The sequence below is a fragment of the Pseudoalteromonas sp. CH_XMU1449-3 genome, from assembly GCF_037027245.1.
In the GTDB taxonomy this organism is placed as follows: Bacteria; Pseudomonadota; Gammaproteobacteria; order Enterobacterales; family Alteromonadaceae; genus Pseudoalteromonas; species Pseudoalteromonas shioyasakiensis.
Window position 1 is genome coordinate 300011 of record NZ_JAYMDY010000001.1, and the last position, 16816, is coordinate 316826.

Here is a 16816-nt window from a genome sequence, read left to right on the forward strand (position 1 = left end):
AGCGATGATAAAAAAATAACAGCAGAATTGCGACCGTTAGTGGCAAATAGCATGAACTTAGACTTTTTTACTGACTAAAACGGCTTATTTTTAGACTTTTTACTCCAGTAAAAACGCTGGTTTTTGCCCTTTAAAGCGGCTTTATCATGCACTTTTAAATTTGCTTTGCTAATGTTTAGTTCATTGCAGTACGTTGTCGTGATTAGTTATGAATAAGCAAGCATCCCCTCCTGAAGTAAAGGCCGAGTTAAACTCAGTACCACTCATAATAAAGCAGTTATTTATTAGTTCTTTTATTGTCTTTTTGTTGCTGATAGTGATCACTTATCTGTATTACTTTAATCGGCTCGAAAACGATGTCTACTTAAATGGCGTGCTAAGTGACGCCATCAATTTGCTTATTTTGATTTGTATTTTCGCGTTTGTGCAAACCTCGGTGGTTGCTAAGCGCAGTTACTTATTTTTAAGTGTGGGTATTTTCCTTTGGAGCGTTGGGCTTACTTTTGATTTTTTAGACGAGCTGGTATTTCAACCAATCTGGGTTGGCATTTATATCGAAGATATTACCCGCACTTTAGGGATGCTAGTAACTGGGTTTGGTCTTTATCTTGCCCTTACAGACTTAGCTAAAACCCGCGAACAGCTTGAAGAAGAACTAAAAACCGATGTATTAACAAAGGCGTATAACCGTCGTTATTTTTATCATTATGTGCAGCAAAACCAAGATAAGCCACACAGCCTAGTGATAGCTGATATCGACCACTTTAAAGCGATTAATGATGAATATGGCCATGATGTTGGTGATCAGGTACTGATAGATTTTGTTTATCAGTGTCATCAAGCATTAAATGATGACATTCTATTTGCGCGAATAGGCGGTGAAGAATTTGCATTGTATGTTGCCACTGACGACGCTGAAAAGTTACGTGCTACCTGTGAGCAACTGCTCAGCCTTGCTAATAATGTGATGGTGACGCCGAGTAAAACGCTCAGCGTGAGTGTGGGTTCGGCTATAAAACGTGCCACAGAGACATTTAGCAACACCATGAAACGTGCCGACCAAGCGCTTTATTTGGCAAAAAATCAAGGCCGTAGCCGTTATATTCATAAACCGTAAGGGACGGTTAAGGGTTTTTGTTGTAACCTATACCGCAACAAAACTCCAAGGGATGAATAATGGCAATTGCTAAAAAGTTAAAGCAAAAAACACGGCAGTTTATCGACTCTAAACATATGCTTAAATCGATTACGGTGGCATCATTTTTAGAGTCAACCATAGTGCCTATTCCTCTTGAAGCTGTGCTTGTTCCGTTAATGCAAGCCCGCCGCGAAAAGCTTTGGTTAATCGCATTAATGGCGACCATTGGTTGTATTATTGGTGCTATTTTTGGTTATGCCCTCGGCTACTATCTATTTGATGTAGTGGGGGACTGGGTGATTAATACCTTCTCAAACCCTGAGCAGTTCGAGCAAGTTAAGCAAAAAATGCAGGCACAAGGCTTTTGGTTTGTATTGACGCTCGGTATTGTGCCTATTCCATTTCAAATTGCCATGCTTGCCGCTGGAGCAACTAAGTATTCAATTTTTCTATTTTTACTGGCAACGGTTATTGCTCGTTCAATCCGCTACTTTGCCCTTGCTGCCGTTGTTTATTACGCGGGTAATCAGGCAGAGCGAGTTATTCAAAAGCACAAAACCAAAGCTTTAGTCGCTATTTCGGTGTTAGTACTGTTACTTTGGTGGCTCAGTACACTCATTTAACAAATAAAAAATACTGATTATGGTTATCCTGTCTATACTTTGAATTAAGGAAAGCGCTTAATAAAAACAACAGGATGACCCATGAATACCCTAGTGGCTGCACTGCCTATTTTGGTGCTGATCTGGATGATGGTAAAACGCAGCCCCATCGCTTCTTACATTGCTTTACCCATAACAGCGCTACTCGCTGCTTTACTGCAACTGTTTTTCTTTCAAGCTGATTTAAGGCTGTTGCTTGCTAATTCGTTTGCTGGTGTGTTGTCTGTTATGACGCCCATTTCGATTATTGCAGGGGCTATTTTACTTAACCGCATGTTGGCAATATCTGGGGCCGAAACTACGATAAAACATTGGCTTGAATCAATTAGCAGTAATCAAGTTGCGCAGTTGATGATCATTGGTTGGGCGTTTGCATTTATGCTCGAAGGCGCATCGGGCTTTGGCACGCCTGCGGCCATCGCGGCGCCTATTTTGGTCGGGCTTGGTTTCTCGCCTTTTAAAGTGATTATTTTCACTCTTATTTTAAACTCGATCCCCGTATCTTTTGGTGCAGTTGGCACACCAACATGGTTTGGCTTTTCGGCGCTAAACTTAGATGACGGGCAAGTGCTGGCTATCTCAAGATGGACGGCGTTTTGTCATGTTGTTGCTGCTTTGCTTATTCCTATGATTGCGCTGTGTCTTGTTTTACCACTAAAAAAGGTGCGTCAAAATAGCGTATTCATTTATTTAAGTGTGTTTTCATGTGTCTTACCTTATTGGTTGTTTGCCCAGTGGAACTATGAATTTCCATCGTTGATAGGTGGTGCAGTGGGTCTATTAGTCACTATCTTTTTGGCGGATAAGGGAGTGGGGTTAGATAACTCAGCTGTAAATGCACAAAGCACGAAAGGCAAAGCTGAGCTCACACCCAAAGCGCTATTTTTAGCATTATTCCCGTTATTACTTTTGATTGTTGTGCTGGTCATAACCCGTATTCATCAGTTGGGTATTAAAGCATTGCTAAACGACGAAACGCTCTGGGTGAGTATTAATTTGGGCTTTGCACAGTTTGAATTAAGCAAAGCGCTGATCTTATCTTTACATGAGATATTTGGCACCTCAGTGGGGTGGTCATATAAAACCTTGTTTGTACCAGCGTTGATCCCGTTTGTATTAGTGGTGCTGATCTGCGTTCCGTTACTTAAAATGAGCAAGTCACAAGTAAAGCAAATGTGCTCCGACACCTTAGGCCGTATTGCTATGCCATGTATTGCTTTGATCGGGGCGCTGGTGATGGTGAATGTTTTAATGCAAGGTGGCCATAATGCGCCCATATTTTATATGGCGAGTACCTTTGCTGATTTAAGCGGGGAGCACTGGGTGTTATTTGCTTCGTATTTGGGAGCTCTCGGCACTTTCTTTTCAGGTTCGGCAACGGTGTCTAATCTTACCTTTGGCGGTATTCAATATGGTATTGCACAGCAAGTGGGTTTGTCAGAAACCTTAGTGCTTGCGTTGCAATCAACGGGGGCGGCGATGGGGAATATGATCTGCATTAGCAATATTATTGCTGTAGCCAGTATTGTTGGAGTGAATAATCAAGAAGGGCCAGTGCTTAAGAAAACCTTTTTGCCTATGCTAATTTACGGTGCAATAGTTGGGTGTTTTAGTTATCTATTTTACTGATTAAACATGTTCAGATAAAAAAGGTGCCTAGATAAACCGAGCACCCTTACGGAGTAATTTATTGAATAGCTTTTTTTACTTCGCGCCAGTCAATAATCTTAAAGTTTTGCGGTGCCTGTGGCATACGGTTGTAACCATCTTGCACAATTAGCACCCCTTCAGGGTAGCCCGGTAACGCAGCCGGTGTTACCGTTAGGCCATCAGTTTCTGATACGCCATCTATTGCTAACTCTAGGTTATTGCTGATTGCAAATTTACCCGCAAACTCTAGGCTAGGGGTATTGCCATCAATAATTTTATAAAGCACATAGCTGTAATCACCTTGGCTAGAAACCACTAAATAGCGGGCATCTTTTGCGTGGTAGATTTCCATGCCTTCTACATCATCAACCAACATATCGTTCACAGTTTGCAGCATTACAGGTTTATTTCCTGCTGTTGGCTCAGCGCCAATAAACCAAATACCTTCGTCTTCTTCACCTAAAAATAGCTGTGCGGTTTTATCATCTGCACTGCACCCTTCAGGTTGGCTTGGAACACTAAACTCGCGCACTAGTTGTGCTGATACGCTCTCATTATTACCAGTTAGTTTGTATTGCTGAAATAGGCCTGATTTGTCATTCATAAACACATAGTTGCCTGTGTTTGATGAGTACATACACATACCGTAAATTTCTTTTAGAGTCGTTGGCAGCTCAGCAAGATGTTGCACCTGATTGTGAGTATCGACGGTATAAACACTGATGCTGTTGTGAGTACGGTTACTACCTGCAATCCAGGTATTTGTTGCGTTGTTGATACTTGCATGTTGGCGCACATCAACATTATTTAAACGGCCTGTTTCTAGCGCTTGTAGCTCTTTGCCTGCAAGGTCATACACCATTAAACCACGGCGTTTATCGGTACCTAAGATCAGGCTTTTTGCTGCATTTTTAGGGTTTACCCAAATAGCAGGGTCATCGGCGGCATCACCAAAAGCACGTACTGCATCGGTTTGCGCTTGTGCATTGATGTAAGTAACAGCCGCTGTTTTAGCGCTATTATGTTGTTTAGCCTGCCCATCTATTTGACCTTTTACATAATGACCTGATTCGTCATCGTATAACACGATATCAGCTTGTTTATTGTTAAAGCGCACTGCGGCAGATTCAATCGCCAGTTCACCAGCAAATTGCCAGCTGCTAAAACGTTTAGTACTCTTTTCGTAGCGATGTAATTGGTTATCTTCAGAGGTGGTGAACCATAAGCTACCATCATCTGTAGTGCTTAAACCGCCAACTTCAGGCGCTAAGCTGCCAAATGGCGACATCAAAGCCACGGGCTTTTTATCGGCGCGCGATTCAGCATCTGCGTTAATTTGCCAAATGCCTAGCTCGCCTTCACTTAAATAAAGAGTTTTACTGTTATCATCAACCGCACAGCCTGATGTTTCACTTACGCCAGCAAACTCACGTAATTCAAGGTTTAATGCGCGTTTGTTTGCCATATCAAACACCAGTGTTTCGCGGATAAGACCACGAGCGTCTGCCACAAATGCCGATACTGCTTGAGTTGTCGGGTTAGCAAATAAACACACCGCCTCAGGTTTTGCTTTTGGTGGGCTGATACGGCTAATTTCAGTTAGCTGCCATTTAGCTGCTTTTTGTAAGCTAAAAATCACCGCTTGGTCAGCTTCGTTGTCGATGCTAGCAACAAGGTAACTGTTTTTGCTGATTGCCTTAACAGACAGCGCTTCGAAGTTACCTTTTTGTAATCCGTGCTGTTTACCTGTGGCATCAATAAGTTGTAGACCTTGGCTTTGTGAGCTTAATAGCCAAGCGTCATCAGCAAGGGCTGCTGCTTGTGAGCCTTGCATATTTTCAGTTGTGCCAAAAGCTGTTAATTGGTTTTTACTTGGTGCCTCGGTTGCCGTTGTTTGGCTACACGCAGCTAGGGTGCTTAGCATTACTGCACTGGCAACAAGATTAAGTGGTTTTTTTAAATTCATGGGATCCCCAAATATACAACAAGGCAGCAATGCGCTGCCTTAATAACTCTTATGTGTATTAAAACGCGTAGCGCAGCATTAACTGAATAACAGGGCCTGCTTCTTCAGACTCCAGTTCATACTCGTCAAAGTCGCGGTTGATTTGGTCATCAACCGTGTCGAATTTGTTAAAGGTTTCGTCTTTACTTGCATCTAATAGGTTTGAGCCCACCAAACGAAGCGTGACGTCTTGCCAGCGTTTTTCTACGAATACTTCAAGGTCTGCGCCGTAGTGTGTGGTTACTTCTTCACCCACGATACGACCATAAGCATCACCTTGTTTACGGTAAGTTGCACCGAACGAGGCGCCTAAATCAGGTAGGTCTTGAATAAAACCAACGTTAAACACGTAGTCAGATTGGTCGTTGAATTTACGGCTACCGAAAGTGTCATCTACTTCTGAATCAAGCCATGAGTAGTTAAAGAATACCCCTGTGTTTGGCATGCTAATAGCGCTTAGCGGCGTTGATAAATCAAGCTCGATACCTGTTACGTTGCCATCACCGGTGTTACGCGGTTGCAAAATGTAAGTACCATCACCTTCTGAACCTTGTTGGCCTGTATTAGCTATTTCGATAAGGTCAGTGACATCACGGTAGAACACATTGATACCCACGACGCCGCTTTTACCTAAACGATACTCATAACCTAAGTCCATACCCCACGATGATTCTGGTTGTAGGTCTGGGTTACCTAAAAAGTCGTTATCGCCTAACTCTTTTTCAAGTAGAGCTGGGGTGATGTAATCAAAATCAGGACGACGTAAGCTGCGAGCAACCGAGGCACTTACACGGCCGTTTTCAGAGACGTTATAGCGTAAATGGGCCGATGGTAAGAAGAAGTCATAATCGTTTTTAGCGCTGACACCCTCTGCTTTGTCAGTAATGGTTGAGTCAGTTGTTTCGTAGCGCACACCTAACTCCCACGAGAAGTCTTGGTCTTCGTGCTTAACTAATGCAAATACATCTAAGCGGTCTTCTTCGAGTTTATTGACGCCACCAGCGGCTGCTTCAAACTCGTTGTTAAAGCCTGCCAGTGACAGTGGTGTTTTGCTGAATTGATCCCAGCTGGTAAAGCTTTGTTCGCTTTCACCTTCGGCTTGATAAACCGCAGTATCGCGCTCTTTACCTTGTACAAAGGCACCGAATTGAATCGTTTTGTTCTCGCCTGCAAATAAGCTATGTTGCCATTGTAATGACCATTCTTTGTCATCTAGGTCTACAGTTTCTTCTTCTTCCTCAAACACCATAGGTAGCTCAGAAGTATCGATTTCTACTTCTTGCTCGTAAACAGACTCTTCAAAGCTTGCAAAACCAAGCTTAAATTTACTGGTGCCACCAAAAAGGGGTAACTCATAACCCGAGTTGATGTTGTAGTTGGTTTGATCGATGAAAGATACATTGGCGTTGTCGGTCTCAAGGTTACCGCCTTCAACAATTGAGTTATTGATTGCTGTTGGGTCGTCATATTCGAATGAACGCTCATCTTCAGTACGGTCGGTATCAACCCAAATTGCGCTGATATCGAACTTGCTGCCATTATCAAAAGCAATTTCGTAGCTGGCGTTTAGCGAGGTGTCGTCACCGTCACGGATGTCTGATTGATCTTCGCGGTTATCGAATTCTTCGGTTTTGTAATTGGCGTTATTCTCTGGGCTGTCGCCATAGCGTAGGCTTGATTTTTGTTTTGGGTTATAACGGCCTTGTAGGTTCGCACCAAGTAATAAACGGCCGCCAGCAAACTCAGTGCCGTAAACACCAGCAAAGCTTTCTTTTAATTCGCCATCGTCATAACGCAGGCCACCCGCACGAAGGTAACCACCATCTAGGCTGTAACCGTCACGCAATACAATGTTTAGCGTACCGGCAATGGCATCGGCAGAGCGGTTTGCACTTGAAGCACGAATAATTTCTACACGCTCAATTAGTTCAGCAGGAATACGGTCAACAAAGAATGAGCGGTCAGCACCTGCACCAGGTACTTCTTCACCGTTGATAAGCACCTTTGTGTAAGCTGGGCTTAAGCCACGCATACGGGCGCCATCAGACTCTAAAACATCTGATAAAAACGTCACACTCGGTACACGTTTTAATGCATCACCGGCAGTCAGCGGTTCAAAACGTTGAAAGTATTCTTGTGAGTATTCAAGCGTCGGTGCCAGCTCTTGTGAGCGGTTGCGATAACCAATCTCGCCATATACAACAAGCTCTTCAGAGACTTTTACTTTTTTCTCATCGCTGCTTTGTTCGTCTTGTGCGTAAGCGGCAAATTGGCATAAGGCGAGGGCGCTTACTAACGCCTTCGTTTTAAATTGTTTCATGGGTTTGCTCCTGGTTGTCCTTGGTTTGATGAGCAAAGTACGCAGCTTAAATGACGCAAATGTGACAGAAAATCGCTAACAGCCAGTAAAAACAAGTGATTAGAGGCTTTTAAAAGTACTTTTGAGCTGCAATAACCCCATCTTTTTAAGGCAATTACAGTACTTAAAGGGTTTAACAAGGTTTGACTGTCGTTTTGCTGTCACATCATTGAGCTAATATGACCCTGCTGCTTTAAACGCTAACGAGTTAGCATGGCAGCGTGAATTATTGTTAGGTACTGAGAATGCGATATAACCCTTTTACTCATCATCGATTTTTAACCAATGCCGTTATTGCTCTGTTTGTAATTGCGTTTTTGCTAAGCGCGCAAGCAGGAGAATTAAAGCCTTTTGCTGATATCGCATGGTTAGATATTTTAGGCGAGGGTGGCATTGTGCTTATGACCCTTACTTGGATAGCTGCGCTGCTTATTTCGAGGCCGCCCGGCAAAGTCACCAGCTTTTTAGTGCTTGGGCTTGGGCTTTTTATGTTTTCAGCTTCCCTTGATTTATTTGATGAGTGGTTACATCAACCAACCAATACTTGGCTTACTTGGATAGAATCATTGCCTGCGCCGATAGGCATGATTTTCACAAGCCTTGGGCTGTATCAATGGCATCAAGAGCAATACGTACTGAATAGGCAGTTAAAGCGCCGTGAAGCACTGCATCGTGAGCATGAGTTAGTATGCTCAATAACAGGGCTGTATAAGGCTGATTACTTACAAGCAGTGTTAAAAGAACAATTAAGTGAGCCACAGCCACTGCAACTGGCCGCCATTGATATTCGTGGTTTTGCTGATTTTAACGCTGAATTTGGCTTTATCGAAGGCGACCGCTTACTAGGTGAAGTAAGCGAGCTTTTATTGATGAATTGCCGTCTTAGCGATGTGGTGTGCCGCTATGCAGGAGACTGCTTTATGGTGCTAATGCCAAACACCAGCGCAGTACAAGCGAAAGAGCTGGTGGCGCAAATTACCTCGGCGCTGAGTCATTGTGCTTTTAAGGTCGAAGGTGCAAAACACGCAAAGTTTCAAGATGTAACAGCGGCCTTAGTTGGCAGTATACAAGGCGATACACCACAAAGTTTAAGCTCGCGTTTACACGCTAAGTTACAACAACAAAAACAACAAAGAGTCAGCCATTGTGAAGCCGTATCTTAATCAAGATGACAAATACCTCACCGCACAGGGACTGATCACCACGCTGGTGGAGCTGGCCTTAAGTCGCGGCATTGCACTGCATAAGTTACTCAGAGGCACAGGGGTGTTTGAGCAAGACTTAATGAGTGTGCAGCATCAGTTTAGTATTTCACAGCAAGTGCGCTTATTGACGCAGTTTAAGCAGTTGATGAAGTCCGCCGACAGCGGTTTTTTATTAGGCAGTCAACTGGCAAACGATACCTCTGTTGCCGCCCAAGGCGTGTTACATGCTGCGCACATCGGCCAAGCTTTAAAGCAGTTACACAATTTGCGCATGCAACTGGCACCTTTGTTATTTAGTTACAGTTATGTGCATAACGAGCAGTATTACATTGTGCTGCAAAATGCTGTGGGCTTGGATGATGAAATAAGCCAGTATGTTATGGAAATTTACAGCGCTGCGTTTTACCAAATTCTTAAAAAAGTGGCGGGTGAGCGAGTCCCTTGTCAGTTTGAGTTTGCCTATAAACGCGCCAGACATAGCCAAGAATACGAGCAGCATTTAGGCCTTAAAGTCGCTTTTGAAAAGCCTATAACCCGTTGGGTATTGAATAAAAATGCGCTTAGGCTCACTAACCCCGCGTTTAGTAGTTTTAGGTTCTCACAAATTAACTCGCAACTAGCGGCATTAAATTCTGCAAATAGCACCTTTGTGGAAGCCGTGAGCCGATTAATTTATCAAACTCCGGCGTTAAATTTAGATCAAGTAGCCAGCCAATTTGCCATGAGCCCTGCAACCTTCAAGCGTAAATTAAAAGCTCATGGCGTACGTTTTTCTACCTTGTATGATGAGCAAAGTAAGCGCAAAGCGATTTACCTACTTGCCATACGGGAACAATGCAATGAGCAAGTTGCCATGCGCTTATCATTTTATGATATTGCTAATTTCAGACGAGCGTTTAAACGCTGGACCGGGCTTACGCCAAGTCAATTGAAGGGGTAAGAAAGCCCGCTCTTATCGCTAAGAGCGAGCGTGCAGTTAAAGGGTTTCTAAAAATGCGATGAGTGCATTTTTTTCATCCTTACTGAGCTCTAACTTATGCAGTAACTCAGTTGTCTGTGGGTAGTTTGGATCATCTTTAAATTTTTTTCTCGGTTTTGGCCTTGCTCCACCTGCGTTGTAGAAGTTGACTATCCCTAGCAAACTTTGAAAGCCACCATGGTGCATCCAAGGCGTACTTTGTTGTAACGCTAAAAGAGAAGGGGTTCTAAACTTGCCAATATCAGCGGAGTCTTGGGTGGCATCAAAACGGCCTAAATCTTGAAGTTTTCTACCATAAAAATGTAGCCCCGTAACATGGAATTCATTGTCGCTGAGTAAAGCACCTTCATGACAAGTCATACACCTCGCCTTGGTTCTAAATAAATGTAAGCCTTCAAGTTGTTGATCGTCTAAAAGTGCGACAGCTTCACTTGGACTCGTTTGCGCTTTATCGATAAACCGCGCGAATAATGACTCAGGTACATCAAAGGTGCGCTCAAAAGCAACAAGCGATAGAGCTAATAGCTCCTTATTAAGCGCTTCTTTGCCAAAGGCATTGAGTATTGGTTTTTTATAGTCCTCAGCCCTGTTTATTTTATTAAGCACAAGCTCAACCGAACTGCCCATTTCTATTGGGTTTTCAATTGGCATTAATGCTTGCTGAGCTGCAGTTTTAGCTCTGCCATCCCAAAAGAAGCTTTGCCAATGATCAATACCAATAATGGCTTGGGTGTTTCGCGTTCCGACTTGACCGCCAATGCCGACAGCTAACTTTCGTCTGTCTGAAAACGCCAATCGAGACTCATGACAACTTGCGCAGCTTACCGTGTTATCTCGTGACAAGCGGGTATCGTTAAATAGTTTTTCACCTAATGCGATGATCTCATCACTTTGCTTAATGGGCTTGGCTTTTAAAGGTTTGAGCGGTGCAGCTGGCACATCTTTACTGCTAATAATAGCTGGCCACTCATGCTGTGGCTTTGTGTATAATTCTCGTAATGACTGCTTTTGCGCAAAGGCGCTCGTTGTAAAAATGCTGCACGTAAAGAGAAATAACCATTTATTCATAGTTATACGACACCCCTAACCAAAACATTCTACCGGGTTCAATACCTGAGTTTCCTTCTGTAATGGCATGGCTACGTGCATTGAATAAGTTGCTGATATCAAGGCGAACTTCAACAGATTGAGATTGACTTATCTGATAATCCCAACGGCTACTTAATGCAAACATAATGCGAGAATCAAAGGTATGTGCTTCGTACTTTGGTACAAATATTTCAACTGCTTCACACGTAGTACACTCACTACCAATACCAATTCGTTGATCGCTACTAGACTTAATTGCAGTTGTGTAACTGCCGCTGTAAGTTGCTGTTAAACCAGTTGAAAAAGTATCAGTCCAATCTGTATTCCAACCAAAGTTAGCAGTTACTGGGCGACCAAAATTCGCTTTTAGGGTATCTAACTCAGATAAGCTCATGAGCTCACCCTCATAGTAAACCAGTGACTCAATAGGGGTGTTGTCGGGTGTTGCAGTGTAGTCACTATTGCTTTCACTATTTTGGCTATAAGATGCATTGGCCCATATTGAATGGTCGCCAAATTTTGCATCCCAAGACAGTGAGTAACGTTCGCTTTCGCCAGTACCATTATTATAAATAGTAATATATTGATAACCATCGTTTTTTAGGTTGGTTTCTTTATTTCTAGATAGCTGGTCTTTTTTGTCGCGATGTACGTATTTCACTGCAAAGTTACCGAAACTCTCGGTAGCATGGCGAAGACCTAGCGCAATTTCATCATCGTAAGGGCTTTTTACATCGTCAAAAATATAACGAAAGTTACCTGTGTAAGAAGAAGGAAGCCAAGCTTGTAAGTAACCACTTTGAATAGGACGGTACTCACGATAAGCGAACTTTTGTTGCTCTTTAATTTTATAACCGAGTAGGCCTGCATCGTAATAACGGTTTAAACCAGCAGTCAGTAGTGTATTGCCATCGTTAAATACGTCATAACCCATTGATAAGCGTGGCGCGATATTGTGATTTTTGAAAAAATCATCGTAGTCGTATCTAACACCTAAATGAAAATCAAACTGCTTCCAAGTGATCACATCGGTTGCATACAGTGCTGCTTTATTTAAGCTTACATCGATATTTTCACGTGGCGTGACAAGACGGGAGTTAAAATACTGGGCTGTTGTCGCGACGTTATTCGAGTAGGCAAGTAAGTGCTCTGGGTTATTAAAGTCGATACTACCGCCTAATTGTTCGGCAAGGGTATCTAAATCAACATAAAAACTTTGCTCAACACAATCAAGGGTATAGCCACTACAATTAAGTTGTGTGTTGGTTGATGAGTATTGAACTGGTGAGTCATACTTATAATAGTTTTGTTGGCGAGTACGCTCATAGTTTTGATGGTTAAGTTCAGCGCCCACGCGAATGGCATGTTCGGTATTGCCCCACTTTTTACGCTCAAGTGTTAAGGTATTTCGCCAATTAAAGCTGGTTTGCGTATTATCAAGATTGCCATAGCCGCCGTACTCTGAAACAGGAGTTGAGTCGACGCTTTGATCGGCTAATTGACCCCACTCTTTGCCTTTTGCTTGAAGCCAAATGTAATAATGCGCAGGGCCTGTGCGATTGTTATCACTTTGGCTCATATTGAATTCACTGCTGAAGTGACCAAAGCGAGTTTCTTCAGCTAAATTTGCAGTAAAACCAATGCTGCCACCCTCAACTTGATAGTCACTATTGAGAACGTCTTTCAAGTACGAGTCTGAAGTATATGGGGCATACATAACGCTTAAATCAAGTGAATCAACCCAGCCATCGCGATAGCTGTACTTCAGTAAGGCATTGATGTTTTCTCTACTTTCGACCTTCTGTGCTGAGAGCGAAATATCCGAAATATCACTTTTTAAATAGCTAACGCTCATTAGTAACGCATGCTGTTCATTTAACTTTTTTTGGATTGAAAAATCGATATTCGTTTTTTCATAGATTGGCGGCTCAAGGTCGTCTTTGCCCTCTGCGGTGTCATCAGGCTCATCGTTATCGATTATATGGTACTCCCCCCAATCACTGCGATTACCACGGATACCAAAGCTCACACGAGTATCTGTAGAAAAAGGTGAAATTGTTTCGGCATCGACCACGCCACCAGAAAAGTCACCAAAGTCTGCTGGAATGTTATGGTCGTAAACAGTAATCGACTCAACAATTTGACTGTTAATATTCATGCTCTGCACACCGCCTGACACCTCATTTTCAGAGGCTCCAATACGGCTCGCACTGGCAGGATCAAGACGATTGTTATAATTCATACCATCAATCATAAAGCCTGTTTGCCAAGGCTTTGCACCCGAGATACTTATTTCAGGGGCGCTAATTTCAGCAAGGTTATCAATTGAGTAGTAGTCTTCACTTAATTGCACGCCCGGTAGTAAGGCAATCAATTCGTTGATATCACCATTACCTTTAGGGGTTGCTTCGATGAAGTCTCTATCTAAATAGGCACGACCTATCACCTCAGGTACTTCAATTCCGATGTATTGCCCTTTAACAGTAATGCGCTCTATCTCTTTGCATTGCTTATTGTTCTTATCGTTACATTGAGGATCTGTTGTTTGTTGCTTTACTTCATTAGCGTGTAAAGGGCCATTAAGTAAAAGCATCAAACACGCTGATAAGTAGCGCATTTGCATGGTAAAACTCCTGAAATAGTACCAATTAGGTTAAAGAGAAGGCCGCTTAGGAGCTGGCAATAGTTAATTACCTTTATTAAATAGCTTAATTTGTTGCATATTTTGCACAAAGGTAAGAGCGGGTGATTGTATCAATTAAAAATGCGAATAGAAATAGATCTCAATTGTATTTGTTGGGTTTTTAACTTTTTAAGGAATATTAAATTCTTTTAGTTTGTGTTTTTATGAATTTTTTGAGGTTTTTAACTTGACGGGCGAGGCATGATTGCCTCGCCGTGATATGAACGTACTACTCCCCTAAAGGAGTTAAATCGATACTGTCTTCAATACCATCATTGTCGGCATCGTTATCAGCAATTAAGCCTGAGTCGGCAATTGCTTGCTCTGATGCGCCTGATAAGAAGAAGTTGGGTTTACCATCGTGGTCCGTATCGATACTCGCAATCGAAGATGTAGGGAAGTCATCTCTTTGAGCTAGTAAGTTAGCATAAAGGGCTGTAAGTGATAGCTTATCAGCTTCTGCATTGACCGAGTGCTCAATTAACTCTTTTACCGCGGCATCATTGCCAAGTAGGGCTTGAAAAGTAAGCAATGTTTCAAGGTTGCTTTGTATAACTTTATCGTCTTGTAAGAGTATAAACGTATTTGCATTTGCTACAAATGGTTCTAACATTTCAATTGTTTCAGCATAAGCTGAAGCATATTGCTCGTTATTTACTTGGAATCTAACTAATGATGAGGTGAGAGAGTAGCTTTCGAATAGTCCACCACTTATTTCACCAGTGCTAAGTGTCGCGTAAAGTGCTTTAGTAAGTAGAGATTTATAGTCATTAATATCAAGGTTTGATTGTTCTGATTGAAGTGTGGTCAAGCTGATATCTAACCAATTTAATGCCATATCAATTAGCCCAGCTTGCACAAGGTAACCGAGTGAACTTAATCGCCATTCTATTTGTGTTTGTTTTTTATCAAACAAATTAATTAGAGTGTTAAGTTTTTCTGCGGTGATAGCTATCGATTCAGGTTGAGATACGAGCCCGAAAGTAGCTAGCTGGTGATTCAATGCATAAGCAGCTGCGTCGGTAGTGAAGTTAGTATTATTTTCAATAAAGTAAGTATCTATAATATCTGAACAGCGCTGTGCGTAATTTTTAGCTTGTTGCTCATTACCTAATGCTATTGCAAGATCGACTAGACCAGCACAACCATACCGGTCAGTAATGTAAGTAATTCTAGTCTGGCTTAAAACATAGTCTTCAGAAAATAGTATATCTGCGGCGTAATCCGCCAGAATTAGGCCAAGTTCATTTTCACCTCGAACTCGAAGAATATCAGCTGCACCAGGTTGGCCTGATGAAGTTATAAGTGTTTGATAGAAGCTTGTTGCATTAGGTGATTCGCCACTCATAAAGTATTCTTTCGCGTTTTGTACTGCATCATCTATGGTGATACCTGCTTGTAGCTTGTTAGCTACTTCATAAGCAAAAGAAAATTCAACAGCATCATCTTTGTCATCTTGATCTGTGAGTAAAGCAAAAGCGGGATTATTTGAAAGCTCTACATCATATAAAGCTTTAATATTTGCTGTTAAAACTTCTAATGGATAGGTGTATGAAGCTAAAGTTGCTTCTGCATATGGGCTTGCAGTAAAGCTATATGTATTATCAAAACCAACAACACCATAATATGAAAGCGCTAAGTTCGTATAATATTTTGCCAAATCAACTTCATTGAGTTGTATAAAAGATTGAGCAGACCATGCAATGTAAAGTGCCCGCATACGCTCAGTTGGTTGGCCTTTGTAGTCACCTGACTTTTGTATAAAGTAACCGATTTTTTCACTTAATTCGGCCATGGCTTGAGTGACTTTTACTCCTTCATTTCTTACTGTTTCTTTGTGGGTTGCAGCATATTGCTCTTTAGAAGATTCAACGGTTTTTTTGATTGCAGATATGAACCTAATATAAGTCTTATTATATTCTTCTGTATAAACTTCATTTGCATAAAGTTTTAGTGTGTCTAACATGGCTTGAGCGGCCTCAGTTTGGCCAGCTGCGTTGTATTGATTCGTTAGAGTCAGATAAAAGCCCGGATCTGAGTTGCTGATATTATCCAGTCCTTTTTCAGCAAGGTATTGATTGTAAAGAGTTGCAGCATCTTGTCTAAATGTTAAAGCTTTTTCACTTAAATTTATTAAATCAAGAGATTTTGCTGCATCTAAATAGGCATTTGCTTTTGTGTCTATTGCTGTAATTTTGTTGAAGTGTTCGTCTGCTTTTTCGGCAAAGCCTGCAATAAGGTAACCAATAGCTAATTGTGTGTTTACTTCGTCCATGTAAATATCGTCATTGATATTTTCACTAATCGCTTCAGCTTGTTTTAAATGAGACTTATCTGAGCTGTAGTAGTAATTGAGCTTATCTTCGTTCGTAACATACGAAGGTTTTAATTCAATGGTTGCGCTGATAGGCGAGCTAATATTGCCATCGGTAAATTCAATAACAAAACTGTCGTTAATTTCTGACAGCGTTTCTGCTGTAAATGTAAATGCCCCTGTTTGTTCATCTAGAGTAAGGGTACCGTTGGTAGGAGGCGTTACTAAAGAGACAGTTACAGTGTCACCGTCGGCATCATTAAAAGTTAATGAACCTTCAGTTGTTGTTGAGGTGGTTACAGTGATTGACTGGCTCGTAAGCGTTGGTGCATCGTTAACGTTGTTAACCGTAAAAGTAAGTACTGCATCAGTACTTAAGCTGCCGTCAGTGGCGGTAACGGTTACTGTGTCTTGGCCTGCAAAATTTTCTTTTGGGGTATAGGTAAATGTACCATCAGCATTTAAAGCAAATAGTCCGTTACTTGCTGCAGAGCCTAGGGTATAGCTAACAGCGTCATCATCTGCTGCCACAACTTGGCCCGTAATAGATGTGTCTTCATCTAATGTGAATGTTAAGTTGCTGGTGAACTCAGGTGCATCATTACTATCTGAACCACCGCATCCAGTGAGAGCAAATGCAATCACAAGTGGTAAATACTTTATTCTGTTTTTCATGCTGATACCCGTATTTATTATTGATAAAGTTAAGGAGGGCTGAGATGTTATCATTAT

At 41.9% G+C, this 16816-nt stretch carries 10 protein-coding genes; 5 read left to right on the forward strand and 5 right to left on the reverse strand.

All coding sequences use genetic code 11. The features are described from left to right. Positions 1–208 precede the first annotated feature (208 nt). The 3 genes from WA256_RS01330 to WA256_RS01340 all read left to right on the forward strand — a co-directional run bounded on the left by WA256_RS01330 (position 209) and on the right by WA256_RS01340 (position 3429). Positions 209–1117, forward strand: a complete 909-nt coding sequence (locus WA256_RS01330; protein WP_335988461.1) for a GGDEF domain-containing protein — start codon at positions 209–211, stop codon at positions 1115–1117. 59 nt (positions 1118–1176) lie between these two features. Further along, positions 1177–1761 carry a YqaA family protein gene (locus tag WA256_RS01335; protein ID WP_055021262.1) on the forward strand — a complete coding sequence of 195 codons (585 nt, stop codon included), beginning with the start codon at positions 1177–1179 and terminating at the stop codon, positions 1759–1761. Positions 1762–1842: 81 nt separating this feature from the next. Beyond that, entirely contained in the window at positions 1843–3429 is a 1587-nt protein-coding gene (locus WA256_RS01340) for an L-lactate permease (protein ID WP_063527389.1), read from the forward strand. 58 nt (positions 3430–3487) lie between these two features. On the opposite strand, the gene WA256_RS01345 is transcribed toward WA256_RS01340, so the two are convergent. Next, a complete protein-coding gene (locus tag WA256_RS01345; protein ID WP_063527390.1) occupies positions 3488–5416 on the reverse strand; it encodes a phytase in 1929 nt (642 codons plus the stop codon). Positions 5417–5474: 58 nt separating this feature from the next. Then, positions 5475–7775 (reverse strand): TonB-dependent receptor plug domain-containing protein, encoded by a 2301-nt coding sequence (locus WA256_RS01350; RefSeq protein ID WP_335988469.1) that lies wholly within the window; start codon positions 7773–7775, stop codon positions 5475–5477. Positions 7776–8059: 284 nt separating this feature from the next. Here WA256_RS01350 and WA256_RS01355 point away from each other — a divergent pair, with 284 nt between their 5' ends. Beyond that, the gene (locus WA256_RS01355; protein WP_269407508.1) at positions 8060–8977 is read left to right on the forward strand and encodes a GGDEF domain-containing protein; all 918 of its coding nucleotides are present in this window, start codon (positions 8060–8062) and stop codon (positions 8975–8977) included. After that, a complete protein-coding gene (locus tag WA256_RS01360) occupies positions 8961–9959 on the forward strand; it encodes an AraC family transcriptional regulator (protein WP_269407509.1) in 999 nt (332 codons plus the stop codon). Before WA256_RS01355 ends, WA256_RS01360 begins: the two co-directional genes overlap by 17 nt. A gap of 36 nt (positions 9960–9995) precedes the next feature. Here WA256_RS01360 and WA256_RS01365 read toward each other — a convergent pair whose 3' ends face one another. From WA256_RS01365 to WA256_RS01375, 3 genes are all read right to left on the reverse strand, one after another. Then, on the reverse strand, positions 9996–11066 hold the full coding sequence (locus WA256_RS01365; RefSeq protein WP_269407510.1) for a cytochrome-c peroxidase: 1071 nt from the start codon (positions 11064–11066) through the stop codon (positions 9996–9998). Then, positions 11059–13710: a TonB-dependent receptor plug domain-containing protein gene (locus tag WA256_RS01370; RefSeq protein WP_335988475.1), complete on the reverse strand. Its 2652-nt coding sequence runs from the start codon at positions 13708–13710 to the stop codon at positions 11059–11061. The genes WA256_RS01365 and WA256_RS01370 overlap by 8 nt, the downstream gene beginning before the upstream one ends. Before the next feature lie 289 nt (positions 13711–13999). Continuing rightward, positions 14000–16759: a cadherin-like domain-containing protein gene (locus WA256_RS01375; RefSeq protein WP_335988477.1), complete on the reverse strand. Its 2760-nt coding sequence runs from the start codon at positions 16757–16759 to the stop codon at positions 14000–14002. Between the last annotated feature and the right edge of the window lie 57 nt (positions 16760–16816).